Source organism: Corynebacterium segmentosum, assembly GCF_900637825.1.
Lineage (GTDB): Bacteria > Actinomycetota > Actinomycetes > Mycobacteriales > Mycobacteriaceae > Corynebacterium > Corynebacterium accolens.
This window is the reverse complement of the sequence record NZ_LR134408.1, coordinates 1,741,855-1,767,961: the sequence shown is the minus strand read 5'-3', so window position 1 is coordinate 1,767,961 and position 26,107 is coordinate 1,741,855. Positions and strand designations below refer to the sequence as shown.

General features: G+C 59.7%; 28 protein-coding genes. 20 read left to right on the top strand and 8 right to left on the bottom strand.

Annotated features, from left to right (window positions below; genetic code table 11):
* The first annotated feature begins 42 nt into the window (after positions 1 to 42).
* The 11 genes from hemW to EL217_RS08385 all read left to right on the top strand — a co-directional run bounded on the left by hemW (position 43) and on the right by EL217_RS08385 (position 11,459).
* Complete coding sequence (gene hemW / locus EL217_RS08435) at positions 43 to 1,182, top strand: radical SAM family heme chaperone HemW (protein ID WP_126319548.1); 1,140 nt, start codon at positions 43 to 45, stop codon at positions 1,180 to 1,182.
* Positions 1,183 to 1,346: 164 nt separating this feature from the next.
* Entirely contained in the window at positions 1,347 to 2,387 is a 1,041-nt protein-coding gene (hrcA, locus tag EL217_RS08430) for a heat-inducible transcriptional repressor HrcA (RefSeq protein ID WP_005284208.1), read from the top strand.
* An 80-nt stretch (positions 2,388 to 2,467) separates the two neighbouring features.
* The gene (gene dnaJ, locus EL217_RS08425) at positions 2,468 to 3,625 is read left to right on the top strand and encodes a molecular chaperone DnaJ (RefSeq protein ID WP_126319546.1); all 1,158 of its coding nucleotides are present in this window, start codon (positions 2,468 to 2,470) and stop codon (positions 3,623 to 3,625) included.
* The gene (locus EL217_RS08420; RefSeq protein WP_126319544.1) at positions 3,625 to 4,368 is read left to right on the top strand and encodes a 16S rRNA (uracil(1498)-N(3))-methyltransferase; all 744 of its coding nucleotides are present in this window, start codon (positions 3,625 to 3,627) and stop codon (positions 4,366 to 4,368) included. The genes dnaJ and EL217_RS08420 overlap by 1 nt, the downstream gene beginning before the upstream one ends.
* Positions 4,369 to 4,378: 10 nt before the next feature.
* Positions 4,379 to 5,356 carry a PhoH family protein gene (locus EL217_RS08415; RefSeq protein WP_005284200.1) on the top strand — a complete coding sequence of 326 codons (978 nt, stop codon included), beginning with the start codon at positions 4,379 to 4,381 and terminating at the stop codon, positions 5,354 to 5,356.
* Positions 5,357 to 5,977 carry an rRNA maturation RNase YbeY gene (ybeY, locus tag EL217_RS08410; RefSeq protein ID WP_005284197.1) on the top strand — a complete coding sequence of 207 codons (621 nt, stop codon included), beginning with the start codon at positions 5,357 to 5,359 and terminating at the stop codon, positions 5,975 to 5,977.
* 51 nt (positions 5,978 to 6,028) lie between these two features.
* Positions 6,029 to 6,877, top strand: coding sequence for a pyridoxal kinase PdxY (gene pdxY, locus EL217_RS08405; protein WP_126319542.1), 849 nt, complete (start codon positions 6,029 to 6,031; stop codon positions 6,875 to 6,877).
* A gap of 126 nt (positions 6,878 to 7,003) precedes the next feature.
* Positions 7,004 to 8,023: a formamidase gene (locus EL217_RS08400; protein ID WP_005284191.1), complete on the top strand. Its 1,020-nt coding sequence runs from the start codon at positions 7,004 to 7,006 to the stop codon at positions 8,021 to 8,023.
* Positions 8,024 to 8,935: 912 nt separating this feature from the next.
* Positions 8,936 to 9,973, top strand: coding sequence for a GTPase Era (gene era, locus EL217_RS08395; protein ID WP_023029089.1), 1,038 nt, complete (start codon positions 8,936 to 8,938; stop codon positions 9,971 to 9,973).
* 6 nt (positions 9,974 to 9,979) lie between these two features.
* Positions 9,980 to 10,696 (top strand): DNA repair protein RecO, encoded by a 717-nt coding sequence (recO, locus tag EL217_RS08390; protein ID WP_005278101.1) that lies wholly within the window; start codon positions 9,980 to 9,982, stop codon positions 10,694 to 10,696.
* Positions 10,697 to 10,706: 10 nt separating this feature from the next.
* Positions 10,707 to 11,459 (top strand): isoprenyl transferase, encoded by a 753-nt coding sequence (locus EL217_RS08385; protein WP_126319540.1) that lies wholly within the window; start codon positions 10,707 to 10,709, stop codon positions 11,457 to 11,459.
* Between the two features lie 31 nt (positions 11,460 to 11,490).
* On the opposite strand, the gene EL217_RS08380 is transcribed toward EL217_RS08385, so the two are convergent.
* Both EL217_RS08380 and EL217_RS08375 read right to left on the bottom strand, forming a co-directional pair.
* Positions 11,491 to 11,910 carry a Fur family transcriptional regulator gene (locus EL217_RS08380; protein ID WP_034658244.1) on the bottom strand — a complete coding sequence of 140 codons (420 nt, stop codon included), beginning with the start codon at positions 11,908 to 11,910 and terminating at the stop codon, positions 11,491 to 11,493.
* A gap of 68 nt (positions 11,911 to 11,978) precedes the next feature.
* Positions 11,979 to 12,269, bottom strand: a complete 291-nt coding sequence (locus tag EL217_RS08375) for an ArsR/SmtB family transcription factor (RefSeq protein ID WP_005278104.1) — start codon at positions 12,267 to 12,269, stop codon at positions 11,979 to 11,981.
* 186 nt (positions 12,270 to 12,455) lie between these two features.
* On the opposite strand from EL217_RS08375, the gene EL217_RS08370 reads away from it, so the two are divergent.
* Genes EL217_RS08370 through EL217_RS08360 form a run of 3 tightly spaced genes read left to right on the top strand, consistent with a single transcriptional unit; the run spans position 12,456 to position 14,876 of the window.
* Positions 12,456 to 13,835, top strand: coding sequence for a glycine--tRNA ligase (locus tag EL217_RS08370; RefSeq protein ID WP_005278106.1), 1,380 nt, complete (start codon positions 12,456 to 12,458; stop codon positions 13,833 to 13,835).
* 4 nt (positions 13,836 to 13,839) lie between these two features.
* Positions 13,840 to 14,349, top strand: coding sequence for a hypothetical protein (locus tag EL217_RS08365; protein WP_005284179.1), 510 nt, complete (start codon positions 13,840 to 13,842; stop codon positions 14,347 to 14,349).
* On the top strand, positions 14,349 to 14,876 hold the full coding sequence (locus EL217_RS08360; RefSeq protein ID WP_232018249.1) for a hypothetical protein: 528 nt from the start codon (positions 14,349 to 14,351) through the stop codon (positions 14,874 to 14,876). Before EL217_RS08365 ends, EL217_RS08360 begins: the two co-directional genes overlap by 1 nt.
* Before the next feature lie 31 nt (positions 14,877 to 14,907).
* Here EL217_RS08360 and EL217_RS08355 read toward each other — a convergent pair whose 3' ends face one another.
* Positions 14,908 to 16,926, bottom strand: a complete 2,019-nt coding sequence (locus tag EL217_RS08355) for a TPM domain-containing protein (RefSeq protein ID WP_126319538.1) — start codon at positions 16,924 to 16,926, stop codon at positions 14,908 to 14,910.
* 71 nt (positions 16,927 to 16,997) lie between these two features.
* Here EL217_RS08355 and EL217_RS08350 point away from each other — a divergent pair, with 71 nt between their 5' ends.
* Together EL217_RS08350 and EL217_RS08345 are read left to right on the top strand one after the other, a co-directional pair.
* Positions 16,998 to 17,585, top strand: a complete 588-nt coding sequence (locus EL217_RS08350; RefSeq protein WP_232018248.1) for a YdcF family protein — start codon at positions 16,998 to 17,000, stop codon at positions 17,583 to 17,585.
* Between the two features lie 11 nt (positions 17,586 to 17,596).
* Positions 17,597 to 18,889, top strand: a complete 1,293-nt coding sequence (locus tag EL217_RS08345; RefSeq protein WP_126319534.1) for a deoxyguanosinetriphosphate triphosphohydrolase — start codon at positions 17,597 to 17,599, stop codon at positions 18,887 to 18,889.
* 206 nt (positions 18,890 to 19,095) lie between these two features.
* Here the strand turns inward: EL217_RS08345 and EL217_RS08340 are convergent, their stop codons facing one another.
* Together EL217_RS08340 and EL217_RS08335 are read right to left on the bottom strand one after the other, a co-directional pair.
* Positions 19,096 to 19,329, bottom strand: coding sequence for a hypothetical protein (locus EL217_RS08340; protein WP_126319532.1), 234 nt, complete (start codon positions 19,327 to 19,329; stop codon positions 19,096 to 19,098).
* Positions 19,330 to 19,331: 2 nt separating this feature from the next.
* Positions 19,332 to 19,754 carry a ribonuclease domain-containing protein gene (locus EL217_RS08335; RefSeq protein ID WP_023029080.1) on the bottom strand — a complete coding sequence of 141 codons (423 nt, stop codon included), beginning with the start codon at positions 19,752 to 19,754 and terminating at the stop codon, positions 19,332 to 19,334.
* A 225-nt stretch (positions 19,755 to 19,979) separates the two neighbouring features.
* On the opposite strand from EL217_RS08335, the gene dnaG reads away from it, so the two are divergent.
* On the top strand, positions 19,980 to 21,899 hold the full coding sequence (dnaG, locus tag EL217_RS08330; RefSeq protein WP_126319530.1) for a DNA primase: 1,920 nt from the start codon (positions 19,980 to 19,982) through the stop codon (positions 21,897 to 21,899).
* 68 nt (positions 21,900 to 21,967) lie between these two features.
* Here dnaG and EL217_RS08325 read toward each other — a convergent pair whose 3' ends face one another.
* Positions 21,968 to 22,249 (bottom strand): hypothetical protein, encoded by a 282-nt coding sequence (locus EL217_RS08325; protein ID WP_023017147.1) that lies wholly within the window; start codon positions 22,247 to 22,249, stop codon positions 21,968 to 21,970.
* A gap of 154 nt (positions 22,250 to 22,403) precedes the next feature.
* On the opposite strand from EL217_RS08325, the gene EL217_RS11250 reads away from it, so the two are divergent.
* Positions 22,404 to 22,568 (top strand): hypothetical protein, encoded by a 165-nt coding sequence (locus EL217_RS11250; RefSeq protein WP_005278122.1) that lies wholly within the window; start codon positions 22,404 to 22,406, stop codon positions 22,566 to 22,568.
* 12 nt (positions 22,569 to 22,580) lie between these two features.
* On the opposite strand, the gene EL217_RS08320 is transcribed toward EL217_RS11250, so the two are convergent.
* Complete coding sequence (locus tag EL217_RS08320; protein ID WP_126319528.1) at positions 22,581 to 23,798, bottom strand: acetyl-CoA C-acetyltransferase; 1,218 nt, start codon at positions 23,796 to 23,798, stop codon at positions 22,581 to 22,583.
* 9 nt (positions 23,799 to 23,807) lie between these two features.
* Complete coding sequence (locus tag EL217_RS08315; RefSeq protein ID WP_126319526.1) at positions 23,808 to 24,581, bottom strand: IclR family transcriptional regulator domain-containing protein; 774 nt, start codon at positions 24,579 to 24,581, stop codon at positions 23,808 to 23,810.
* A gap of 116 nt (positions 24,582 to 24,697) precedes the next feature.
* Here EL217_RS08315 and EL217_RS08310 point away from each other — a divergent pair, with 116 nt between their 5' ends.
* Both EL217_RS08310 and EL217_RS08305 read left to right on the top strand, forming a co-directional pair.
* Entirely contained in the window at positions 24,698 to 25,441 is a 744-nt protein-coding gene (locus EL217_RS08310; RefSeq protein ID WP_005278125.1) for a CoA transferase subunit A, read from the top strand.
* Entirely contained in the window at positions 25,441 to 26,082 is a 642-nt protein-coding gene (locus tag EL217_RS08305) for a 3-oxoacid CoA-transferase subunit B (RefSeq protein WP_005278126.1), read from the top strand. The genes EL217_RS08310 and EL217_RS08305 overlap by 1 nt, the downstream gene beginning before the upstream one ends.
* Positions 26,083 to 26,107: the final 25 nt, after the last annotated feature.

The window sequence follows — 26,107 nt, the reverse complement described above, 5'->3', positions numbered from 1 at the left end:
CCATTTCGGCCATTTTGTTCCCCGCCTATTAGGGTTTGATTCATGACTGAACCATTCGGGCTGTATATCCACGTTCCCTTTTGCGCCACCCGCTGCGGTTATTGCGATTTCAATACCTATACCCCCGGCGAGTTGGGCAGCCCGCGCGATCTTACCGGCCCGTACCTCGATGCCTTGGACAAGGAGCTGGAGATGGCGGCGGGCCGCGTGGGGCGCACCGCGGATACGGTCTTCATCGGCGGCGGCACGCCTTCGCTCCTGGGCGGGCAGGGCCTGAGCCGCATCCTGGATACGGTGCGTTCTACCTTTGGTCTTAGCCCAGGCGCCGAGGTCACCACCGAGTCCAACCCGGAGTCCACCTCGCCGGAGTACTTTGCCGCGCTTGCCGATGCCGGCTTTAACCGCATCAGCCTCGGCATGCAGTCCGCCTCGCACAGCGTGCTCCAGGTGCTCGAGCGGGCCCATACCCCCGGACGCGCCTTCGCCGCCGCGCGCGAGGCCCGGGAGGCAGGCTTTCAGCACGTTAACCTCGACATGATCTATGGCACGCCGACTGAAACCGACGATAACGTCCGCGAGACCTTGGACCGCGTGCTAGAGACCGGCGTCGACCACGTCAGCGCGTACTCGCTCATCGTGGAAGACGGCACCCGCATGGCCCGCAAGGTGAATAAGGGATTGCTGCCCGCCCCGGATGAAGACGTGCTGGCCCGGCGCTACGAAATGATTTCTACGACCCTCGAGGACGCCGGCTTTGAGTGGTACGAGGTCTCCAATTGGTCGCTGCCCGGCGGCGAATGCGAGCACAACCGCATCTATTGGGTGGACGGCAACTGGTGGGGTGCAGGTCCTGGTGCGCATTCCCACTTAGGCGACGAGCGCTTTTATAACGTCAAGCACCCCAATCGCTATATACAAACGTTAGGAAACGGCGAGCTGCCCATCAAAGACAGCGAAACCCTAACGGGTGCCGATCGCCACATGGAAAAGATCATGTTGGGCTTGCGCCTGCGCGAGGGCATCCCAGAATCCTGGCTCGATGCCCACGCGGCCCCGGCACTGGAGGACTTCATCGACCGCGGCCTGCTCGAACGCGCCGGCCAGCACGTGCGAGTGACCAAGCCCGGGCGCCTGCTTGCCGATGGCATCGTCTCCGACCTCCTCATCGCCGAAGAGTCCTAGCCGCCGTCAGAAATTCCTTATATTTCCCTCTGGACCACCAAAACCCCTTATTCGGTCTTATTCTTGTTAGACTTTCAAGATTGGCGCTGGATTTACGCTGTATTTATAGAAAGACGCCGGCACATCGACGGAAACTAACCCGCAGAGAATAGGAGCGCTGAGAAGTGTCCACCTCAACTGATGCCCGCCGCAAGGAGGTCCTGCGGGCCATCGTTGCGGATTACATTGCCTCCCAGGAACCCGTGGGCTCTAAAACGCTGGTAGAGCGCTACCGGCTGGGCGTTTCTTCCGCAACCATCCGCAATGACATGGCCGTGCTGGAATCGCAGGGGCTGATTTCGCAGCAGCATGCAAGTTCCGGGCGCGTTCCCACGCAGCAGGGCTACCGGCAGTTCGTCGATTCTCTGCACGAGGTCAAGCCGCTTTCTACCCCAGAGCGCAAAGCGATGCTGAACTTCTTGGAAGGTGGGGTAGACCTCGAAGATGTGTTGCGCCGCTCCGTGCAGCTTTTGGCCCAGGTCACCGAGCAGGCGGCCGTGGTGCAGCTGCCCAATTTGAAGGTCTCGCGCGTCAAGCACTGCGAGGTGGTCACGCTATCTCCGGTGCGGGTGCTGCTGGTGCTGATTACGGATAACGGCCGCGTGGATCAGCGCAACGTGGAACTAGATGAGGTCATTGACCAGGATCAGACGTATCGGCTGAGGGACATCGTCAATAATGCGCTGGTGGGCAAGACGCTTACTGATGCCTCCGTGGAGCTCGCCCACCTCGTCGACGACGCCCCGCTGGATATTCGCCACCACGTGCTCAAGGTGGCGACCACGCTCATTGAAACCTTGGTGGAGCAGCCTTCCGATCGCTTGATTTTGGCGGGAACTTCGAATCTCACCCGCGTCGCCCGCGAATTTCCGGAAGGCCTGCCCAAAATTATCGAGGCTTTAGAAGAACAGGTCGTCGTGTTGAAATTGCTGGCACGCGTACCGGACCTGGGCAATGTTTCCGTGGTGATCGGCGACGAAAATGAAGAGGATCAACTCCGCGATGCCTCCGTCGTTGCTGCCGGTTATGGCTTTGGAACCGGGGGACAGGCGGCGACGCTTGGCGGCCTTGGCGTGGTGGGGCCGACCTTTATGGACTATTCGGGAACAATCTCTAAGGTCTCTGCTGTTGCACAATACGTGAGTGAAATTTTGGCCGGCGAGTAGTGCGAGTAGACTAGCCGGTCGCTACATAAATTTTTGCAAGGTAATACCAACAAAACGATCGAGAAGGAATATCTCTAACAGTGGCTCGTGACTATTACGGCATCCTTGGTGTTGATAAGGACGCAACGGACCAGGAAATTAAGAAGGCGTACCGCAAGCTGGCCCGCAAGTATCACCCGGATGTGAACCCGGATGATGAGGCAGCGGCGGAGAAATTTCGCGAGGCCTCGGTTGCCCAGGAAGTTTTGCTGGATCCACAAAAGCGCCAGATCGTCGATATGGGTGGCGATCCCATGGAGCAAGGCGGCGGTGGCGGCGCCGGTGCCGGCGGATTTAGCGGCTTCGGCGGCGGAGGCTTAGGCGATATCTTCGCCGAGTTCTTCGGCGGTGGCGCCGGCGGCGGATCCCGCGGACCTAAGTCGCGCGTGCAGCCTGGCAACGACGCCCTCCTGCGCACCCGCATTACCCTGGAAGAGGCTTATACCGGCCTGAAGAAGAAGGTCACCGTCGATACCGCGGTGCTGTGTGATTCCTGCGGCGGCACCGGCTCGAACTCCAAGTCCAAGCCCGTTACCTGCGATAACTGCAATGGCATGGGTGAGATCCAGGAGATGCAGCGCAGCTTCTTGGGCAATGTGATGACCACCCGCCCGTGCCCGAAGTGCCAGGGCTTCGGCGAAATCATTGAGGATCCCTGCAACCAGTGCGCCGGCGACGGACGCGTGAAAAAGCGCCGCGATCTCACAGTTTCCATCCCGGCCGGCATCAACGATGGCATGCGCATCCGCATGGCCTCCCAGGGTGAGGTCGGCCACGGCGGTGGCCCTGCAGGTGACCTCTACGTGGAGGTGCACACCCAGGAACACGAGGTCTTCCAGCGCAATGCGGATGACCTGAACGTTACCGTGCACGTGCCGATGATCGATGCTGCCCTGGGCACCAATTTCACCATCGACCAGCTCAACGGCGAAGAGCTCACCATCGATATCGAGCCGGGCACCCAGCCGGGCGAGTCCATCAAGATCGAAGGCGCGGGTATGCCACGCCTGCGCACCGATGGTTACGGTAGCCTCTTTGCCCACGTAGACGTGGTGGTTCCTAAGGATTTGGACCGCAAGAGCCGCGAGGCTCTGGAAAAAATCCGCAATACCCGCGATGAGGGCGCCCGCGTGCGTACCGCCAGCGACGGCCAAGAAGATTCCTTTTTTACCCGCCTGCGCGATAAGTTCCGCCGCTAATGTCGCTGCCCGTCTTCATTCACCCAGATCTCGGCGCCGTTGCGGCCGGAGACAGCATTTCGTTGTCGGGGCCTGAGGCGCGCCACGCCGTGACGGTCAAGCGGATGCAGCAGGGGGAGAAGCTGGCGCTAATCGATGGCACCGGTATCCGCCTCACCCTCACCGTCACCGAGACCTCGGGCAAGGACCACTTGACCGGCACCGTCGAGTCCGTTACCCAGCTTCCGGAACCGAATCCGCGGGTAACCGTGGTGCAGGCGATCCCCAAATCCGAGCGCGCCGAGCTAGCCGTTGACCTGGCTACACAGGCCGGGGCGGATGAGATCATCGCCTGGCAGGCGGATCGCTGCGTGGCCAAGTGGGACGGGAAGAAGGCGCCGAAGGCCATAACCAAATGGCAGGCCGCGGCCGAAGCGGCCGCAAAGCAATCCCGGCGAGACCGCATCCCGCAGGTTCGCGGCCCGCTGACTACCCGCCAGTTGGTTGCGGAGCTGGCAGAGCGCGCAGAATCGGCGAGCGTATTAGTCCTGCACGAGGAAGCCACCGAATCCATCCGGGAGGTGGGCTTGCACTGCGAGGTCTTCCTCTTGGTCGGCCCCGAAGGCGGAATCGGGGAAGAAGAGCTGGCAACGCTGCGCGAGGCTGGGGCCGTTCCCATCAAATTGGGCCCGGAGGTTTTGCGCACCGCCAGCGCGGCGATGGTGGCCTTGGCGGCTATCGGCATGCGGACTGAGCGCTGGTAGCCTATTAGACGTGCCTATCATCACCAAGAAATGTGAGATCGATTCCGCGTATGTCAGCAGCGTATTGGGCAGCGCGGACGATAACCTCCGCGTGCTCAATGACCGCCTCGATGCGGACCTTTTTGCCCGCGGCAATATTGTCACCGTCACCGGCCCCGATTACGAGGTAGCCCGCGCGGCGAAGATCCTCGATGAGCTCGAGGCCATCGCTAGGCGCGGCCATGCCGTATCTACCGATACGGTCAAGCACACCATGGACATGGTCGCCGTAGAGGCGCCGCAGTCGGTGGCAGCGGCGATGGCGGCGGACATCGTCAAGCGCCGCGGCAAGTCCATCCGCCCCAAAACCGTGGGGCAATCCGAATATGTGCAGGCCATCGATAATAATACGGTGGTCTTTGGCATTGGCCCGGCTGGTTCCGGCAAGACCTATCTGGCGGTGGCGAAGGCCGTGCAGGCCCTGCAAAATAAGCAGGTCTCCCGCATCATCCTTACCCGTCCGGCGGTCGAGGCGGGCGAAAACCTGGGCTTTTTGCCGGGCACGCTCAATGACAAGATCGACCCGTACCTGCGCCCACTGTATGACGCGCTGCGGGACATGCTCGATCCGGAGATGATTCCCAAGCTGATGGATGCCGGCATCATCGAGGTCGCCCCGCTGGCGTATATGCGCGGGCGCACGCTCAATGATGCTTTCGTCATCCTCGATGAGGCGCAAAACACCACGCCGGCGCAGATGAAGATGTTTTTGACCCGCCTGGGCTTTGGCTCCACCATCGTGGTCACCGGTGATATCTCCCAGGTGGATCTGCCGCGCGGGCAGGTATCCGGTCTGCGCATCGTGCGGCGGATTCTCAATAACGTGGACGATATTCACTTTGCGGATCTCAGCGCCCAAGACGTGGTGCGCCACCAGCTGGTCGGCCGCATCGTGGATGCCTATGATTCTTTTGACAATAAACAGGCTGCGGAAAACGAGGGGAAATAAGTGAGTATCGAGTTTCTCAATGAGTCGGGTTTTGATGGCGTCAACGAGGAGATGCTTATCGATGTCGCCTCTTATACCTTCGGCGCCATGGACATCAACCCCGATGCGGAATGCACCATTACCTGCGTGGATCTGAAGTCCATTGAGGATCTGCACATCCGCTGGATGGACTTGGAAGGCCCTACCGATGTGATGAGCTTTCCCATGGATGAACTTACTCCCGGCGCCACTTCTGGTGGCGGGCGCCCCGATGCCGCTGATCCGGGGCCTTCCATGCTTGGCGATATCGTCTTATGCCCCGAGTTCGCCCTGCGCCAGGCCGATGCCGCCGGGCATTCGCTCGGCCACGAGCTCGCGCTGTTGACGGTGCACGGTTGCCTGCACTTGCTGGGCTACGATCACGCCACCGCGGCGGAGGAAAAGGAAATGTTTGCCCGGCAGAATGAACTGCTGGCGGATTGGTACGACGACCTCGCCGCACGCGGGAAGAGCTACCAACCAAAGCCCTCGGGCCCGAAGGCCTTTCCCGATGCTGCCGAACGAGCACGCCTTGATGAGCAGGTGCCTGGCGGCGGCATCCCCGCGATTGGGGAACCACGCGACGAGGAACCCCAAGAATAATTTCGCCCATTCCTTTGTCTCTGTGTATAAGCAGTAGCACAATGGATAGCTATGACTATCCTTTCCATCCAGTCTCATGTCACCTACGGCCACGTGGGAAATTCCGCGGCCGTCTTTCCTCTCCAGCGCGCCGGCCACGAGGTGTGGCCCGTGCACACGGTGAATTTTTCCAACCACACCGGATACGGTGACTGGGGCGGGCCGATGATTCCGGCCAGTGATGTCACGTCGATCATCGATGGCATCGAAAAGCGCGGTGCTTTTGAAGGCATCGACGCCATCCTTTCCGGATACCAGGGTGGTGCCGACATTGCCGATGTCATCGTGGACACCGTTCGCCGCATAAAGGCCGTCAACCCCAAGGCGCTCTATGCTTGCGACCCCGTGATGGGTAATGCGAAGTCGGGTTGCTTCGTTTCCGATGACATTCCGCCGCTGCTGCGCGACCGCGTGGTGCCGGTTGCCGATATCATCACTCCTAACCAATTTGAGCTGGGCTATCTGACCGATACCGAGGTCAGCACCTTGGACCAGACCTTGGCGGCGGTGAAGAAGGCGCAGGAAATGGGGCCGAAGACGGTACTGGTTACCTCCGTAAAGCGCCCGGAAACCCCTGCGGATCAGATTGAGATGCTCGCCGTCGACGGTGAGCGCGCTTTCTTGCTCTCGACCCCGCTGTTGCCGTTTAAGCGCAACGGCTCCGGCGACGTGACCGCCGCGCTGTTTACCGGCCATTACGTTGAAACCCATGACGTTAAAGAAGCGCTGCGCCGCACCGCATCTTCCGTCTACGAGCTTCTGCGCACCACGTATGAAGCCGAATCCACCGAGCTGCAGCTCATTCAGGCCCAAGACGCTTTCGCCCACCCGAGCATGCAATTCCAGGCCGAGGAGCTCTAAAGCTGTCTCCCAGAGGGGATGCGTCTGCAATCTGAGACAAGAGCGTCGTTTTTCTAGTGGATACGTGATGTTCGCCATATAAAGTGATAGGTGTAACTTAATCGACGACGTGATTGGAGTCCCGTCTTGTCCAGCACCGGAAGCATCAGCGCATCCCCCGACGGCCTGTTGATGGCCCTTATCCAATACCCAGTTCCCGTAGTCAATACCCCAGAAGACGTTCAGGCAAACGTCGATGAAATCTGCCGCATGGTTGCCTCGACCAAGGCTGGCTACCCAGACCTGGATCTCATCGTCTTTCCGGAATACTCCTCTTCGGGGTTGAATACCAAGATCTGGTCCTACGATGAATTCCTCATCGGGCTCGATGACCCCAAGGTGGATCAGTACAAGCAGGCTTGTAAGGATAACGACGTCTGGGGCGTCTTCTCCATCATGGAACCCAACCATGAAGAGGGGAAGCCCCCGTTCAACACGGCGATTATCATCAACTCCGATGGCGAGATTGCGCTGCACTACCGCAAGCTGCAGCCATGGACCCCCATCGAGCCGTGGTACCCGGGCGACTTGGGGATGCCGGTATGCGATGGCCCGAAGGGGTCCAAGCTCGCGGTCAATATCTGCCACGATGGCATGTTCCCCGAGCTCGCCCGCGAAGCAGCGTATAAGGGAGCCAATGTTTATATCCGTATCTCGGGCTATTCCACCCAGACCCAAGACCAGTGGATCATGACCAACAAGACCAACGCCTTCCAGAATCTCATGTACACGGCATCGGTGAACTTGGCGGGCTATGACCAAGTCTTCTACTACTTCGGTGAAGGCAATGTTTGCAACTACGACGGCCACATGATTTCTGAGGGTCACCGCAACCCGGGCGAAATCGTCACTGCAGAGGTATTCCCAGCGCTGGCTGATAAGGCGCGCATCAACTGGGGACTCGAAAACAACATCTTCAACTTGGGCAATCGCGGCTACGTTGGCTACCCAGGCGGAAAGACCGAAAACTACCTCACCTGGGTAGAAGATCTGGCCAAGGGCGAGTACAAACTGCCATGGTCCGATGATGTCCGCATCAAGGACGGCTGGAAGTACTACCCGGACGGACCGCAGCTAGGCCCGCTTCCGGATGAATTCAAGAAATAGGCGCCTGGCTAAATCTCTTAGCTATTGAAGGCCCCGCCCCTCGTACATTTTGAGGGAGCGGGGCCTTCGGGCTGTTGTTGAACCGATCGAAAGCGCAAAAGGTCAACGTCTTCGGGTATATCTGAACGCGATTTGCAATATCTCAGGCGCGAATTTGCTCAGTTGTTGCAGTGGACCTATAGCATCTGCGAAAAGGTAGGCGGGATACAGCTTCGAGGCACCGCTCTAGAGTCCTTCTCCTTGTGCCTGCGAGGGTGTCTCTGCAAAAGAACCTTCGTCATAGAATTCTGGTGAGGCTCCACCCTGCGGTGGTCCCGAATATGGAGCGCCGCCATTGCAGAGTTCGGGCCACTCGTCTGGATAAAGCAAGTGCCCATTAATACCACCGCATACCGCTTCCGCGCGCACGGAACGCTGGAGTGCAGGGGTATTGCACAGTTCGGTTTGGTGCGAAGAGCCATCAGAAAATCTCCCGACTGCGCCAAGGCCCATTTCGCAGTACAGCAGCTCTGGCTCAGGGGTGGCTGCCTGCGGTTGTGTGCCTAACTCTTCAGTTGTTACTTGAGTTTCTGGTTCTGCTGGGGTTTCGGAGGTGGGCTCTTGCGTGGTGGCTTGTGCAACGCTGCTCGAAGAGGAGGCACTGGGTGAGCTGGAGGATGAACTAGTAGAAGTACTGGTGGATTCCTCTTCGGAAGGCGAAGGGTCAGCATCAGGGGATGAACAGGCACTAATGGAAAAGGTGAGAAGAGCGCCCAGGAGTAGTAGGGGAGACTTGGTTGGCATGGCGGAGTGCCTTTCAGAAAGCGGTGAGAGATACACCTTGGAGGAGAGAACTGTCTTAGCTTAGCCTGCAGATTTGTTGTGGCGTGAAACAATCGGAGATTTTGGTGCGGTGGGCTATCATTGCAGGTAATGAGTTCTGATATTGATGCACAGTTTGATGCGGCATTCGAGGGCCTGCCAGATGACCCCGATGATGCCGCTCCGGAAGCCGCCGGGGAAAAGGCCGCTCCGTTAGATTATTCGCAGTACACGGATACCCCAGAAGGATTCCGCTCTGGATTCGTATCCTTTGTGGGCCGCCCGAATACGGGTAAATCCACGCTGACCAATGCGTTGGTGGGCCAAAAGATTGCCATTACCGCGGACCAGCCGGAAACGACTCGCCACACCATCCGGGGCTTGGTCCACCGCGAGGATGCACAGGTCGTCGTGGTGGATACGCCGGGCCTGCACCGACCCCGCACCTTGTTGGGTGAGCGGCTGAATGAAGTGGTCAAAGAAACGTATGCGGATGTGGATGTTATCGGATTGACCATTCCGGCAGATGAAAAGATCGGCCCGGGTGACCGGTGGATCTTGGATAATGTGCGCTCGATTGCGCCGAAGACCCCCATCATCGGCATCGTGACCAAGCTGGATAAAGCCTCCAAGGACCAAGTGGGCGCGCAGCTTTTGGCCTTGCACGAGCTCTTGGCGCAAGAAGATCCAGAGGCAGTGGTGATTCCGGTTTCTAGTAAAAAGGGCGTGCAGCTGGATGACTTGGTGCAGGTCATCGTGGATCACTTGCCGGAGGGCCCGAAGTTCTATCCGGATGATCACATCACTGATGAGGGGCAAGAAAAGCGCATTGAAGAACTCATCCGTGAGGCCGCGCTATCTGGCTTGAAGGCGGAGCTGCCGCACTCAGTTGCGGTGCAAATCGATGAAATGCTGCCCTCGCGCACGCGTGAGGGAGTGCTGGATATTCACGCCATCATGTACCTCGAGCGCCAAGGTCAAAAGCGCATCATTGAAGGTAAAGATGGCCTGCGTTTCCGCCGCATCGTGGGCAATGCCCGCAAGGAAATCATGGAGCTACTGGGCCAGAACGTGTATTTGGACCTGCGCATCAAGGTACTGAAGAATTGGCAATCGGATGCCAAGTCGCTGGGCAGGCTCGGGTTCTAAAAGGCCATGCGCGAAAATTATCGCGACCGCGCCGTGGTCATTCGCTCCTATGATTTTGGGGAAGCCGACCGCGTAATCGTACTTCTTACCCAAAACCATGGGTTGGTGCGTGCGGTGGCCAAGGGCGTGCGCCGAGCAAAATCCCGCTTTGGTTCGCGGCTGCAGCTCTTCGTCAATTTGGACGTCCAGCTGTATGTGGGGAAGAACCTGGCCACGATTTCCCAAGCGGATACGGTGAATTATTTTGGTGCGCGTCTCATCGAAGACTACGAGCGCTATACGGCCGCCTGTGCGGTCTTGGAATCGGCCGAGCGGCTCATCTACGCGGATGGAGACGGCGACCCGTATCTCTACAACGCGGTGGTGGCGACGCTAGAGCATCTGCAAACCGAGGAGCCTACGCAAACGCTCGATGCGTTCTTATTGCAGGCCATGGCGCATGCCGGGTGGGCGCCGAGCCTTTTTGATTGCGCCCAGTGCCAGCGCCCCGGCCCGCACCACGCCTTTCACCCGGCCGTCGGCGGCGCCGCCTGCCACGAATGCCGGCCACCAGGTGCTGCAGAGGTGGATCCGGAAACCCTGCACCACTTGTGGCTTTTGGCACATGGCTACCCGACGGACCCGACGAATGCGCAGCGGCAGGAGGGGCATCGGCTAGCGCGGGCGCACCTGCAGTGGCACATGGAGCGAAATGTGTCCGCATTACAGGTGATGGAACAGTAAACTGTAGTCCGTGATTACCCCAGATCCTTCTCGTCGCCTGACCCCGCCGAATATCCCGGATGAGCTGCTGCCGCGCCATATTGCGTTGGTGATGGATGGCAATGGCCGCTGGGCTCAGGAAAAGGGCATGAAACGCACGGAAGGCCACCGCAGGGGAGAGGCGGTGCTTCTCGATGTCGTCGATGCCTGCCTCGCCGCCGGTGTCCCGTACCTTTCGGCCTATGCGTTTTCTACTGAAAATTGGCGGCGCAGCCCAGAAGAGGTGCGCTTTTTGATGGGCTTTAACCGCGACGTGCTGCGCCGGCAGCGAGAGTGGCTCAATGAGCGCGGCGTGCGCGTGGTGTGGGTGGGAAGGCGCCCGCGCCTGTGGCGTTCGGTGATTAAAGAGCTCGAGGCCGCCGAAGAATTGACCAAAAATAATACGAAAATGACGCTGGCCATGTGCGTCAATTACGGCGGCCGGGCGGAAATGGTCGATGGCGTGCGCCAGATTGCAGAAAAGGTCGCTGCTGGTGAAATCCGCCCGCGCGATATTAAAGAAAGCACCATCGCAGAGAATCTCTATGATCCCGGTATGCCGGACGTGGATCTATTCTTGCGGCCTTCCGGTGAGAAGCGCACCTCGAACTTCCTGCTGTGGCAATCCGCCTACGCCGAGATGATTTATCAGGACAAGCTTTTTCCGGATTTCACCCCGGAGGATCTCTTCGCTGCCATTGAGGAGTATGCCCGCCGCGATCGCCGCTTCGGTGCTGTGAAGTAGGGAAATAGGGAGGTTAAAACAGCGCGCATGATTACTGCGCGGCGGCGCACTGCGAGCACACGCCGAAGATCTCCGCGTCGTGGCCGGTGAGTTCGAAGTTGTACTCGGCGGCTACGGCCGAAGCCCACTTTTCAATGGGGCCGCCATCGATTTCTTCGGTGCGGCCGCATTTGGTGCATACCAAGTGGTGGTGGTGCGCATCGGTTTCGCAATGGCGGTACAGGGTCTCGCCATTGGGCATGTGTAGTGCATCTACGGCATCAATATCGGAAAGAGATTGTAGGGTGCGGTAGACAGTGGTGAGACCGACCTTTTCTTGCCGCTCTTGGAGCTGGTGATAAATTTCCTTGGCGGAGGCGAACTTGTCGATATCCCGCAGGACCTCGACCACCGCGGTGCGCTGTTTAGTATTGCGCGAGCCGAGCTTGGGGATACTCTCATGAATGGACATGCCATCCATATTATCAACTCTTTTTCAACAAGCGCTATAATAAATCGTCTTTATATGCAGACCGGTTATTAAGAGGCGATTTTCGCGGCGTCTTCCAAAAGGGTTAAAACCTCCGGCGCAACTAGGGAATAGGTCACCTCGCGGCCATTGCGCTCAGAGCTGACAATCCCTGCCTGCTTAAGTACCCGCAGGTGCTGGCTAATCAGCGGCTGGGACTTGCCGGTGGCTTTTACTAGCTCGTGCACGTAGTGGTCGCGTTCCGCCAGCCGGGTAATAATGGAAATGCGCAGCGGGGAATCGAGGGCCGCGATAACGCTTGCGGCCGCAGAGTTATTAAATGCTAATTGAACGGTCGTCATAGGGAGTGGGCACCTTCAATACGGTATCTATTATCTGTCGACCACTACTATATTACCTCAAGTTGGTCATTACCTGTACATTAACCGAATTAAATCCACCCCCTGATCCCACTACTGATGGGGGATAAGGGTTAAACTGAATGAGATTGTCACGACTGTCCCCTACCAGAGGAGTCCTTTACAACCATGGCATCCCTTATCGATACCGTTGTTAATCTGTGTAAACGCCGCGGCTTGGTCTACCAGGCGGGTGAGATTTACGGCGGTTCCCGCTCCGCATGGGACTATGGTCCTCTTGGTGTGGAGTTGAAGGAAAACATCAAGCGCCAGTGGTGGCGCCACATGGTCCAATCCCGCCCCGATGTCGTGGGTGTGGATACCTCCGTCATCCAGCCGCGCCAGGTGTGGGTCTCCTCCGGCCACGTGGAGGTCTTTACTGATCCCCTGGTGGAATCGCGCCACACCGGTAAGCGCTACCGCGCCGATCACCTGATCGAGGCCTACGAGGAAAAGCACGGCCACGAGCCAGAAAACGGCCTGGCGGATATCAACGACCCGGAAACCGGCCAGCCAGGTGACTGGACCGAGCCGAAGGCCTTTTCTGGCCTGCTGAAGACCTTCCTGGGGCCAGTCGATGACGAGCAGGGCCTGCACTACCTGCGCCCGGAGACCGCACAGGGCATCTTCATCAACTTCAAGAACGTGATGACCTCCTCGCGCATGAAGCCGCCATTTGGCATTGCCAATATTGGTAAGTCCTTCCGCAACGAGATCACCCCGGGTAACTTCATCTTCCGCACCCGCGAGTTCGAGCAGATGGAGATGGAGTTCTTCGTCAAGCCAGGCGAGGACGAAGAGTGGCACCAGTACTGGATCGATGACCGCTACAAGTGGTACACCGACCTGGGCATCAAGGAAGAAAACCTGCGCCTGTACGAGCACCCAAAGGAAAAGCTCTCGCACTACTCCAAGCGCACCGTGGATGTGGAATACGCCTTCGGCTTCAAGGGCTCCAAGTGGGGCGAGCTGGAAGGTGTGGCCAACCGCACCGACTATGACCTCTCCGTTCACGACAAGGGCTCTGGCGAGGACCTGTCCTACTATGACCAGGCTAATGACGAGCGCTGGATTCCGTACGTCATCGAGCCGGCCGCCGGCTTGGGCCGTTCCATGATGGCCTTCTTGGTAGATGCCTACGACGAGGAAGAGGCCCCGAACGCTAAGGGCGGCACCGACAAGCGCGTGGTTCTGCGCCTGGACCGCCGCTTGGCGCCCATCAAGGTCGCCGTCCTGCCATTGTCCAAGAAGGAAGAGCTTTCCACCCCGGCCCGCGAGCTCGCGGATAAGCTGCGCGCTTACTGGAACGTGGACTTTGACGTCTCCGGCGCCATCGGCCGCCGTTACCGCCGCCAAGACGAGGTTGGTACGCCATTCTGCGTCACCTTCGACTTCGATTCGCTCGAGGATAACGCCGTGACCGTGCGCGAGCGCGACACCATGGAGCAAGAGCGCGTAAAGATTGAGGATCTTGAGTCTTACCTCGCCGCGCGCCTGATTGGATGCTAAGCAGATGCACTACACCAGCTGGGATCGCTCCGAGCGCGAAAAGCCCGTCCTCCTCGTTGAGGAGGGGCCGGAGCGCCTAGGCGTCTTTGCGGAGCATTCCGCCGAGGTAGACGGCAATTTTTGGCGCGTCGAGGTCAGCGATCTGGGCGCTTCGGCCACGCTTGACGATGGCTCCGTCTACCGCCTCGCCGGCCGCCTCGGACGCGATAAGCGGCTGGAGGCCTCGCTCAATGGCCGCACCTTTCATTACGTCAATGAAAATAGCGGCGATTGGATCATCGATGACGTCGATGACAACAAGGTGGCACAGTTTTCCGCCAAGAATTCTGGCGTGCGCAAGGCCATCTTGGAATTCGAAGACGATGCGAAAGGCTTAAGCACCGCCGAGATCGCCGGTCTCAGCTGGTTTACCCGCGCCATTTTGGAAAAGAACACCAAAAACTCCGCGTGGGTATGGATCATCACGCTGGTATTGGCTTCCATCGTCGCCCTGCTGGCGGTGTTCATCTTCTAATGGCAGGAACGATGCCGTGGCAGTGGACAGGTACTACTCTGCGCGACGTACGCGGCACCGACATCGCCTGGGTGCGAGACGGGATACTGACCATTGCCGGCGCGCTCTCTGGGGATCCCACACAGCCGGATGTGCTTTTTGACGTAGAGACCTCGCTAGACGGTGCAACCGCCTCCCCGCGCTTTTTCCTGCGGGCCCGACCGCGTGCCAGCCGCAGCGCGAGCTCCGGCGCCGCGAAGCATTATGAAGTCTCGCAGACGGGATTGACCGTCACGCGCCTGCGCGCGACCTGCGGAGACACCCACTACCTTTTGGAGCGCTCCGCCATCTTTGGCAAGCAGCGCCGCATCCTGGCCCTTGCCGAAGATGGTGGCGCGGAGGGCACCGAAGTTGCGCGCCTTAACCCGCGGGGCAATGGCCTAGAAGTAGCGGCCTCTGAAAACAATGGCCTTCCAGACCTAGATGCGGTGGTGCTGAGTTATAGCTGCCTGCTTGTCGATGCCACACCGCGCATCGTGCGCGGCTAAGCGCCAACAAAGCAGGCCTTCTGAGCCGGGCTTAGAAGGAGCCGCCGCGGAAACCGCCTCCGCCACCGCCGCCGGAGAATCCTCCTCCACCGCCACCGAAGCTACCGCCGCCTCCGCTGAAACCGCCGCCGAAGCCGCGGCCACCGCCGCCAAGGATTTGGCCTAAGACCATTCCGGTGATGATATTTCCGGCAGCGGAACTCGTCTGCTGGCGTTGTTGCTGGCGGCGGTACTCATCGGAATCATCCTTGGCCCGCTGCAGGGCGGTCTGTGCTGCGGCAACGGCTTCGCGGGAGGATTGCAGCGCGCCGCGGATATCGCTGCGCTGGGTATGCAGGGCTTGGGCGTGGAGACGCTTGGCATCGGCAAGCGCGGTGCGGGCGCCGGAACCGACGATGCGCCCGCGCGAAGAAATGAGATCCTCGGCGGCTTGAATATTGGATTCCGCCACCGACATTTGCTGGTGGAAAAGCTCGAGCTGGCGCGCGTGGGTGGAGGTCTTTTCCCGCACGCGGTCGAGGCGCTCATCAAGCTCGGTATCGATGCTCATAAGGGCGGTGTGCTGGCCCAAGGGATCCGTATCGCCCTGCTGCTTGGCGTCAGTGACCGCAGCAGAAGCGCGCTCAAGCAGCTCCTCGAGGGCCTCCCAATCCGCCTGGGTTCCCTGGGACTTGCCTTGGCGCTCCAGCTCTCGGGCTTCCTCGATTTCGCCCTCGACCTCGGCAATGAGTGCGCCCAGATTGCGGCGCGCGGAGGAAATATTCTCCTCGGCGCGCTCCACACCGGTCAGGAGTCTATCGGTAACCTCCGTGGCGTGCTCGATATCGCGGATAAGCCCCACGAGCGAACCCTGTTGGCCGGCGGGTTGGCCCTGCACCTCGCGGGCTTGGTCCAAGAGCTTTTCCGCCTCATCGAGGGAGGCGCTTGCCAATTCTGGGTTATCCGCAATCGAGGATAGGACCTCTGCGGAGTAGTCCTCTTGAAGCTTTTTCAGGGTACCTTCGGCGCCCGGCAGGCGGGTCCGCAGCCCGACGATGCGCTGGGTGAGCTCGTCCAACTTGGAGTCGCTTTGCAGCAGCAGGTCGCGCATCCGGGCAAACTCTTCTGCCTGGCTATCCAGTGCGTCATCGGCTTGGCCGCAGGTAGAGACGATTTCTACCAGCATCTGCCGGCGCTCGGCCTGGGACTCCGGAACTGCATCATCGAGGCGCTGGCGAATCTTGAAGGCCTTTTGCAGGGTAGAGGTGGAATGATTCATCGCCTTGGTAAACGGGCGGGTGCGCTCCGGTCCGAACTCAGATAGAGCGATATTGAGCTCTTCCTTGCCGCGGCGGATGGATTCATCCGTGGAGACCAATTCTTCCTGGGCCAACTTATCCAGGGTATTTAGCGGCAGCCGGTTTAATTGATCGGTATCTTCTGGCGCAATCTCGCGGGCGGACTCTAAGGTCTTTGCCTGATTCTTCTTTGTATTGCGGCGCGAGTAGTACCAGATGCCACCGCCTGCAGCGACGATGGCGGCGGCGCCACCGCCCAACCAGGCTATGCCGGAGGAATCGGAGGAGCTGGAGGAGCCAAGGGCGGCATCGGCAAGCGCGATCGCAGAAGCGCCGTATTCCTCAGCGGAGAGCTTGCTGTAGGCGGCATCGTACATCTGATCCAGGCGGCCTTCCGGCCATTGATCGCCGGTCTGCACGCCCACCTGGCGCTCGTTCACACCAACGACATAGGCCGCGGAATTCGGGCCTTTCTCGTTGACGATGTTGCGCGCATAGCTTTCTGGATCAGTGCCAAGATCGTTTGCGAAGACAACGAAGATGATGAGCGACTGGTCTTTTTGTAGCTGGGTGATCTTCTCATTGATCTCCCTAATTTCCTCGGTGCTTAAGACCCCTGCCTCATCGTTTACCCTATCCGTCACCGCCGCCGTATCCGCGGCTTGGGCGATGGTAGTGGTCTCCGCGGCTAAGGCCTGGCCTGCGCCAATGGAGGTGCAGCCGAGCAAAAATGCCGCGATGGTAGCGCGGCCGATTCGTGCACTAAGATTCATGCCCACAACTCTACCTGCCCGAACGCTCAATCCGGAGAACCTCCTCTGCAGGCAGTAGGGTGGGAAGCATTGTGAAATACGTCGTTGTTTTAGGCACCGCGCAATACGATGGCCGCCCCTCCCGCATCCTAGCCGGACGCCTGCGCCATGCCGGGGAGCTGGCCACCTCCCGCGGCCTGCCCGTCATTACCGTGGGCGGCCAGCTGCCCGGGGATCGGTTTACCGAGGCCGGGGTCGCGCGCGATTACCTGCGCGAGTACTTCCCTGGGCTGCAGGTATCCGCCGTGGAGGAAGGCCTCGATACGCGCGAGTCCTTAGCTGCGGTTATCGATGCCCACGGCCTTGCCGATGCCATCATCGTCACCGATCCCTTGCACAGGTTGCGCACGTGGGTCATCGCCAAGCAGGAAGGGCTCAATGCCTCGGTCTCGGGCACGCCTTTTTATCCCGCCCGGCGCTTTTCCAAGCCTTGGTGGCGCTACCTCGCACACGAATGCGGCGGGCTGTTTTATATTGGGCTCGCCAGCATCGTCTCTCCCCGGTGCGCGCGTGCCTGGAAAAGGCGCCTGTACCGCATTGAGCTGATGCTGCGGCCGAATCAGAAGCTGCGGCACGAAACGATGCAAAATAAAGACGCAGACCGCACGCAGGGGGAATAGACTAAAACGCCGTGCCTTACTCTTATGCTGCAGCTGATTTTGCCCGGCTGGCCGAAGAACGGCCCAAAGGATCCACGATTAGCGATATCGAAGAACACCGCGGGGTATTCTCCCGCGACCGCGCCCGCGTCTTGCACTCGGCTGCGCTGCGGCGATTGGCGGATAAAACCCAGGTCGTAGGCCCACGTGATGGCGATACCCCGCGCACCCGGCTTACCCACTCGCTCGAAGTTGGCCAGATTGCCCGCGGCATCGGCGCCGGCCTCGGACTCGATCCGGATCTCTGTGACATGGCCGGGCTTACCCACGATATCGGCCACCCACCCTATGGCCACAACGGCGAAAATGCGCTCAATGAGGTCGCGCAAGGCGGTTTCGAGGGAAATGCGCAAACTCTGCGCATCTTGACCCGCTTAGAGCCCAAAGTCTTAGCCGAGGACGCCGATGGCACCGCCCACAGCTTTGGTCTCAACCTCACCCGTGCCGCGCTCGATGGCGCGTGCAAATACCCTTGGACCAAGACCAATCCGGATGGCACCATCAACCGCAAATACGGTGCTTATGATGAGGACGCTGACCTTTTAGCGTGGCTGCGCAAAGGCCATAGCGATAACCGAAAGTGCATCGAAGCCCAGGTCATGGACTGGTCCGATGATATTGCCTATTCCGTGCACGACGTGGAAGACGGCATCATCTCCCAGCGCATTTCCTTGAACGTGTTGTGGGATTTGGTGGAACTAGCCCACCTTGCAGAAAAGGGCGCCGAGGCCTTTGGCGGAACTGCCGATGAACTCTTGGAAGCCGCCGATAGCCTGCGCAACCTCGATGTCATCAACGCCCTTGGTAATTTCAACTACACCCTGCGCGATTATGCCAAGCTGAAAAAGATGACCTCTGAGCTGGTAGGGCGCTACGTGGGTGCCACTATTGGCGCGACCTCGGAGGCCAATTCCGAGCTCATCAGCGCCAATACCCTCGGCCGCATGCACGGTGACCTGCGCGTTCCGCCCTTGGCGCAGGCAGAGGTCAAGCTCTTAAAGACGATTGCCGTGCTTTACGTGATGGATGAACCAGCGCATCTAGCCCGCCAAGACCGCCAGCGCGAGCGCATCTACCGCGTCTACGACTACCTCGTTGCCGGCGCGCCCGGTTCGCTCGATGCCACCTTCCGCCTGTGGTGGGAGCAGGCCGATACCGACGCCGCCCGCGACCGCGCCATCATCGACCAGATCGCCTCCATGACCGAATCCCGCCTGGAGCGGCTGGCCCGGCGCAGCGCTGACCTTTCGGGGTTCTTGGACTAATAGCTTTGCAGGCTTGGTTGCCCTTTTGAGGGGCTTGGGCGCGGCCTTTCTCTAAAAGTGCAACCTCCGCTGCTATTTTTGAGGCGAAAAAGTGATAACTGAGGGCGCGCGATGCTCAGTTATTGCAGAGGACCTATAGCATCCCGGAATGTCAGCATGTGCGGGGCGCCAGTATTCGCGGAGCCACAGCATCCGCAGACTAGCTATTAGCGTGCGAGCCTAACGCCTTCGTCTTGGGCGATGGCCGCGATGGCCGCGAAATCATCCAATTCCATTTCCATGTTGGCAGCCACGATGGTGGATACTTCATTCTCCCGCAGGAAGCTGCCTAGCTCCTCTAGGCTGCGCGGGCCACAATCCACGCAGCCGTGGGTGCGGCCTAAGGCATTGAAGAAATCCGTACGGGTACGGATGGGTTCCGTAATTAAAATGCGGTGCACTATTAATCCTCTGCGTCCGGGATAGAACAGAATGTTTGGTAATGGTCGTCGGTGTAATACCACACATCGGGGTCGGTTTCGGTGCCGCCGCCGGTGACGATGCGCCTCGAACCGCGATGGTTACTGCCAGGGGTTTCTACCGTGTACTCGCGGTAGTAGTCCTGCGCCTGCTGGGGGAGGACGCCTTCATAATTGCCAAAATGGGAATTGTCATTGTCGGGGTAGTCATAGGGACCGCCGGCGAGAATATCGTCTGCGGTTTCTTCGGCTTCGCTAGGAAGGGAAGAAATAGCGCAGGTCTCATCCGTCGACGTTGCATCCTCATCACCGCCGAGGTCGAAGCCGAAGTAACTAGCGCCTGCGACGATGGCGAGTCCACCAAGGGCCACTGGAAGCGATTTCTTAGACGCTTTGGACTTGGACATGTTCCCTATTGTTGCAGGAACTATCTCGAAAACATAAACGTCCACCGCGTCAAGAGCAATATCCAAAATTGCCCCGTCCCGGGGGTGGGAATACCCGGGGAGAGGCCGCCCCACATGTGGGTAAAACACGGTGATTCTGTGTACTTGCTAACCGGCGCGGTCCAATGCGACCATCCTGGCTTTGGCAGTTAAGCATCCGATATATGGGCGGGGTAGTCTGTAGCCATGGCAAAGGGCAGAATTCCGGACAGTGATATCCAAGCTATCCGTGAACGCGCGCCTTTAGAAGAAATCGTGGGCGAATATGTGCAGCTCAAACCTGCCGGGCACGATTCTTTGAAGGGATTGAGCCCTTTCAAGGATGAAAAGACGCCGTCCTTCCACGTCCGCCCGCAGCGCGGTTATTATCACTGCTTTTCCACCGGTAAGGGTGGCGATGTATTCAGCTTCCTGATGGAGATGGAACAGGTCTCTTTTCCTGAGGCCGTGGAAGCCGTGGCGCAGAAGATTGGCTACCACATTAATTACCAGGGCGGCTCGACCGGTGCCCGCAATGAGAAGCCGGGTACGAGGCAGCGGCTCATCGCGGCGAATAAGGCGGTGCACGAGTTCTACCGGAAGCAGCTGGAAACCCCAGAGGCAGCAACGGCGCGTAATTTTTTGCTGGACCGCGGGTTTAGCCGCGAGGTTATTTATGATTTCGAGTGTGGCTACGCCCCAGAAGGCTGGGATACCGCCACCAAGCATCTTTTGCGCATGGGTTTTTCCTTTGAGGAGTTAGAGGCGGCCGGTATTTCCAAGATGGGCAAACGCGGTCCCATTGACCGTTTTCACCGCCGGTTGTTGTGGCCCATTAAGGATCTTTCCGGCAACGTCATTGGCTTTGGTGCGCGCAAGCTCTTTGATGATGACAAGCTGGGCAAGTACATGAATACGCCCGAGACCATGCTGTATCACAAGTCCAAGGTGCTCTTTGGTCTGGATTTGGCCAAGCGCAATATCGCAGAAGGCCACCAAGCCGTGGTGGTGGAAGGCTATACGGATGTGATGGCCATGTACGCGGCAGGCATTAAGACTGCCGTGGCCTCGTGCGGTACGGCCTTTGGCGGGGAGCACCTGCAGGTGCTGCGCCGACTCATGCTGGATGATTCCTATTTCTACGGCGAGCTCATCTACACCTTCGATGGTGATGAGGCTGGGCAGAAGGCCGCGATGCGTGCCTTTGACGGGGAGCAGAAATTTACCGGACAATCCTTCGTGTCCGTGGCGCCAGACGGCATGGACCCGTGCGATCTGCGCTTGGAAAAAGGCGATGCCGCGGTGCGCGACTTGGTGGCAGACCGCATCCCCATGTTTGAGTTCGTCATTCAGTCAGTCATTGCTGATTTCCGGATCGATACTGCCGAGGGCCGCTTGCAGGCCTTGCGCCGGGCGGTGCCCATCGTCGCCCAGATCAGGGACCAGCCCCTGCAGCGCGAATACGCCCGCCGGCTTGCCGGCTGGGTGGGCTGGAATGATCCAGAAGAGGTGCTCCGCCAAGTGCGCGCGGAGGCAAAGAAGCCGAAGAAGGCAGACACGCCGACGATTCGCCGCTTTGAAAATGCCCAGCCACAGCCGGCGCAGCAGGATGTACCCATGATCCATCCGCCCAGCCCGAAGGAGACCCATCTGTGGCCGCAGCGGGAGGCGCTAAAGTTGGCCTTGCAGATGCCGGAGGTCGTTGGCTCGTACTTTGATGGCATTACTGCCGATGCCTATACCAACGACGCCTATCGCATCGTGCGCCAAGCGATTTCCGCCGTGGGCGGGGCAGAAAAAGGTGCCACCATGTCCGGGGTGGACTGGATTGCCGCCGTTGCCGGGGAAATGCAGGACCTGACGGGAAGGAATTTCGTTTCCGAGCTGGCAGTCGAGGCCATTCTGCCCACGGACGTGGGCGCAGAAAAGTATGCGGATTCCGTGCTCTCGCGGCTGCAGGAAACCGTCGTGGGCGATCAGATAGCGCAGCTGAAAGCCCAATTGGGCCGGATGCGGCCTACCGATGATGAGGCCGGCTATAACTCCCTGTTCGCGGACCTGATTGCCTTGGAACAGGCCCGCCGCGAGCTCAATGACCGCGCCTTTCGCGGCACCCCGGGCATATAAAATCCCCGGGCAGGCACTCGGACGCTAGTTCAGGTGCTGCGCGGGGAGGGGGTTAGCGCGGAAGGGGTTTAATCCTCATCCGGCTCATAGATGCGATCGGCTTGCGGAGTTTGGTCGCCCCGAATTTTTCCTTTTCCACGGCGCTTTTCAGAAAGGTCGTGGATTTCGCGCATGCGTGGCTCTGGATCCAGGCGGTTGGCTACCATCTTGCGCGCGGAGCGCACCGCGGACTTGGTGGCGGGGGAGTTGACGGTCTTTTGGTAGGCGCTTTTCATCTGGTGGTAGCGCTTGCGGCCCGCCTTGGTGCCAAATACGTACCCTGCGGCGGCGCCAAAGACGAATTGGATCATTATTGACTAAGTCCCCTTAAAATCATGCGAGCAAAGTTCCACTCCAGCTTACAGCGAAGTGCGGTGTCGTTATCGGGTTATCCACCGCACCCCTCATCTACCCCTTATTCTCTTTTTCCTTTCCCCTAACCTTCATTCGCGCTACGTTAAGGAAATGAAGTATTCCATGCGGGCAGGTAGGGACTCGGCGATGGCCTCAGCTGCGGCTTCGGCCGTGGCCCTAGCCGCGCTGGTTACTGCCAGCATCGCGGCGGGCGAGCCCAACGCGGATGGCGCCTTGGTGCAGCGCCCGGTGGGGGATTACGGCAGCAGCGAATAGCGCTTGTGGAGGCTAGACCGCTTCAACGATGGCGGCAAGGCCCTGGCCGCCGCCGATGCACATGGTAACTAGCGCGCGCTTGCCGCCGGTGCGGCGCAGGTGGTGTGCGGCGGTAACCACGATGCGGGCACCGGTCGCGCCCACCGGGTGGCCCAGTGAGATGCCGGATCCGTTGGGGTTGAAGCGGGGGTCTTCGGGCGAGATCCCCCACTGATCTAGTACCGCGAGGGCTTGGGCGGCAAATGCCTCATTGAGCTCGATGAGGTCGAGGTCATCGAAGGTGAGATCGAGGCGGTCCATGACCTTGCGGGTTGCCTCAACCGGTGCGATGCCCATGCGCTCTGGTTCCACGCCGGCAAGCGCCCAGCCCTTCAATACCACCATCGGCTCGAGACCGAGCTCGTCGGCCTTTTCGCGGGTGGTAACGAGTACGGCGGCGGCGCCGTCGTTTTGGCCGGAGGCGTTACCCGCGGTCACCGTGGCTTCGTCGTCCTGCTTGCCCATCACTGGGCGCAGCTTGGACAGCTTTTCCACGCTAGAATCAGCGCGCACGTGTTCATCCTTGTCCACGATGATGGGATCCCCCTTGCGCTGGGGGACGGAGACGGGGACGATTTCGGCATCGAAAAGCGCCTGCTCCTGCGCGCGGGCGGCGTTGTGGTGGGAACGCACCGCAAGCTCATCTTGGTCCTCGCGCGACAGGGAACGCTCGCGGCGGAGGTTTTCGGCAGTTTCGATCATGCCGCTGGGGATGGGGTGGTTTTTGCCACCGGCGGTTTCGCGGGCCTCCTGGAGGCGATCGCGAAAGACCATGTTTCCGCCCTTAGCACCCCAGCGAATGTCACTGTCCACGGTGTATTCGGTGCGCGACATGGATTCGGCGCCGCCTGCGATGACCACCTCGGCTGCGCCGGTGGCGACGTGGGCGGCGGCGGTGACGATGGCTTGCAGGCCGGAGCCGCAGCGGCGGTCGAGCTGCATGCCGGTCACGGAGACGGGCAGGCCGGCATCGAGGGCGGCGACGCGACCCAAGGCAGGCGCAGCGCCGTTCGGGGAGGCCTGGCCGAGGATGATGTCATCGATGACGTTTGGATCGATGCCGGATTCTTCCACGATGGTGGACACCACCAGGCTGGCCAGATCCTGGACGGGGACGGATTTCAGCGCGCCGCCGTAGCGGCCGACTGGGGTGCGCTTGGGGTAGCACAGGACGACGTCTTGAGTATGCATGGATTCTCCTTAGGAAATTTCGGTGGTGGTGAGATCGTGGGAAATGGCCGCGCACGTGGTGAGGAGCTCCGGGAGGATCTGCGCGGTGAGATCTTGGGTGGAATACACGGAGGTCTGGGTGGAAATATTGATGGCCGCCACCGCGCGCCCGGTGCGATCCCGGATGGGAACGGCGATGGAGCGCAGGCCGATTTCTAGCTCTTGATCCACGATGACCCAGCCGCGCCGCCGGACCTCGCCGAGGCGGGCTCGCAGCGCGTCCTGGGATACCAAGGTGTGCGGGGTGACCTGCTCGAGCGGAGCGGTGGTGGCGAAATACGCATCCAGCTCTGCCGGCGTTAAATCAGCGAGCAGTACTTGGCCCATGGACGTGGCGTGCGCCGGGAAGCGCGTGCCGATGGTGATATTGGTGGACATGATGCGGTGTGCTGCGGCACGAGCGATATAGACCACGGTGTCGCGGTCGAGCACGCTCACGGAGCAGGACTCATCGAGTTTCGTAGATAACTCCCTCAAATGGGGCTGGGCAATATCCGGCAGTCCCAAGCTAGATAGGTATGAATAGCCCAGTTCCAAAACGCGCGGGGTGAGCCAGAAATCCGAGCCATCGGTGCGGGCGTAACCTTCCGCGACAAGCGTGTGTAGAAAACGGCGTGCGGTGGCGCGGGCTAGGCCTGTGACCTCGGCAACCTGGGCCAGTGTTTGCCGTGGGCGTTCGCCATTAAACGAGTGAATGACGTTGAGTCCGCGGGCTAATGATTGCACTACGGGGGTATCTGCCACGGTGTGTCCTCCAAGCTATTTTTAGGGTTAAGTGGCCCAGGTCTCTTCAGTGTACCCGATCGTGTTCGCATTCTGAACCCTTGTGCTGTCTGTGAACCGCACGTAGTCTAAGGCCCATGTTGAATAAAGTCATAGCCTCAGTAGAGGAGGCCGTCGCGGATATCCCGGACGGTTCCTCCATCGCGGTGGGCGGATTCGGCCTTGTGGGTATTCCAGCGCAACTCATTGCCGCGCTGCGCTCCCAGGGTGCGAGCGAGCTCACCATCATTTCCAATAACCTCGGTACGGATGATTTCGGCCTTGGCCTGCTGCTCAAGGATCACCGCATTGCCCGCTCCATTGGTTCCTACCTGGGAACCAATAAGGAATACGCGCGCCAGTACCTCGAGGGCGAGCTTACCGTCGAATTTACCCCGCAGGGCACCCTGGCAGAGCGCATGCGCGCCGGTGGCGCGGGCATTCCAGCCTTCTACACCAAGGCTGGCGTGGGCACGCCGCTTGCCGATGGCGATATCCCCACCCGCTACAACCCCGACGGCACCATCGCGGAGACCTCCGCACCGAAGGAAACCCGCGAGTTCAACGGCGAGCTCTACGTCATGGAAGAAGCTCTTACCCCGGACTTCGCCTTCGTCCATGCCGCCCGCGCGGATCGCTTTGGCAACCTTGCCTTTAATAAAACCGCCCAGAACTTCAACCCCGATGCAGCCAAATCCGCCGATATCACCATCGTGCAAGCAGAACAGTTGGTAGAAGCCGTTCCGCCGGCAGAGGTGGATGTGCCCGGAATCTACGTGGACCGCGTAGTGGAAGTGGGCAAACAAGAAACCGGAATCGAATTCAGGACGGTGAGCAAGTAATGACCTGGTCACGCGAAGAAATGGCGGCACGCGCCGCACAAGAACTGGACAATGGTGACTACGTCAACCTGGGCATCGGCATGCCGACGCTCATCCCGGGCTACCTGCCAGAGGGCCGTGAGGTGGTCCTGCACTCTGAGAATGGAATTCTAGGCGTTGGTGCCTACCCTGAAGAGGACAAGGTGGATCCGGAGCTCATCAATGCCGGTAAAGAAACCATTACCGAAGCCCCCGGTGCATCCTTCTTCTCCTCGTCCGAGTCCTTTGCCATGATCCGCTCCCGCGCCATCGACGTCGCGGTGCTCGGTGCCATGGAGGTATCCCAGTTCGGCGACCTAGCCAACTGGATGATCCCCGGCAAGATGGTCAAGGGCATGGGCGGTGCGATGGACCTAGTGCACGGCGCCAAGCGCATCGTGGTGATGATGCAGCACGTATCTAAGCACGGCGATTCCAAGATCCTGGCGGAGTGCCAGCTGCCGCTGACCGGCGCGCGGTGTGTGGATCTCATTATTACTGATCGCGCCGTATTCACCGTGGACGAGCTGGAGGGCCTGACGCTTATCGAGGTCGCCGAGGGCGAAACCGAGGAGTCCATCCGCGAGGTCACGGACGCCCCCTTTAAGGTAGCGCTCGACTAATTAGTTGTGGACGTGAAAAATCGCC

Coding starts and splice junctions, on each gene's coding strand:
- hemW (WP_126319548.1), top strand. CDS start 43: ATGACTGAACCATTCGGGCTGTATATCCACGTTCCCTTTTGCGCCACC.
- EL217_RS08420 (WP_126319544.1), top strand. CDS start 3,625: ATGTCGCTGCCCGTCTTCATTCACCCAGATCTCGGCGCCGTTGCGGCC.
- pdxY (WP_126319542.1), top strand. CDS start 6,029: ATGACTATCCTTTCCATCCAGTCTCATGTCACCTACGGCCACGTGGGA.
- era (WP_023029089.1), top strand. CDS start 8,936: ATGAGTTCTGATATTGATGCACAGTTTGATGCGGCATTCGAGGGCCTG.
- recO (WP_005278101.1), top strand. CDS start 9,980: ATGCGCGAAAATTATCGCGACCGCGCCGTGGTCATTCGCTCCTATGAT.
- EL217_RS08380 (WP_034658244.1), bottom strand. CDS start 11,910: ATGTCCATTCATGAGAGTATCCCCAAGCTCGGCTCGCGCAATACTAAA.
- EL217_RS08375 (WP_005278104.1), bottom strand. CDS start 12,269: ATGACGACCGTTCAATTAGCATTTAATAACTCTGCGGCCGCAAGCGTT.
- EL217_RS08370 (WP_005278106.1), top strand. CDS start 12,456: ATGGCATCCCTTATCGATACCGTTGTTAATCTGTGTAAACGCCGCGGC.
- EL217_RS08365 (WP_005284179.1), top strand. CDS start 13,840: ATGCACTACACCAGCTGGGATCGCTCCGAGCGCGAAAAGCCCGTCCTC.
- EL217_RS08360 (WP_232018249.1), top strand. CDS start 14,349: ATGGCAGGAACGATGCCGTGGCAGTGGACAGGTACTACTCTGCGCGAC.
- EL217_RS08355 (WP_126319538.1), bottom strand. CDS start 16,926: ATGAATCTTAGTGCACGAATCGGCCGCGCTACCATCGCGGCATTTTTG.
- EL217_RS08335 (WP_023029080.1), bottom strand. CDS start 19,754: ATGTCCAAGTCCAAAGCGTCTAAGAAATCGCTTCCAGTGGCCCTTGGT.
- dnaG (WP_126319530.1), top strand. CDS start 19,980: ATGGCAAAGGGCAGAATTCCGGACAGTGATATCCAAGCTATCCGTGAA.
- EL217_RS08325 (WP_023017147.1), bottom strand. CDS start 22,249: ATGATCCAATTCGTCTTTGGCGCCGCCGCAGGGTACGTATTTGGCACC.
- EL217_RS11250 (WP_005278122.1), top strand. CDS start 22,404: ATGAAGTATTCCATGCGGGCAGGTAGGGACTCGGCGATGGCCTCAGCT.
- EL217_RS08320 (WP_126319528.1), bottom strand. CDS start 23,798: ATGCATACTCAAGACGTCGTCCTGTGCTACCCCAAGCGCACCCCAGTC.
- EL217_RS08310 (WP_005278125.1), top strand. CDS start 24,698: ATGTTGAATAAAGTCATAGCCTCAGTAGAGGAGGCCGTCGCGGATATC.
- EL217_RS08305 (WP_005278126.1), top strand. CDS start 25,441: ATGACCTGGTCACGCGAAGAAATGGCGGCACGCGCCGCACAAGAACTG.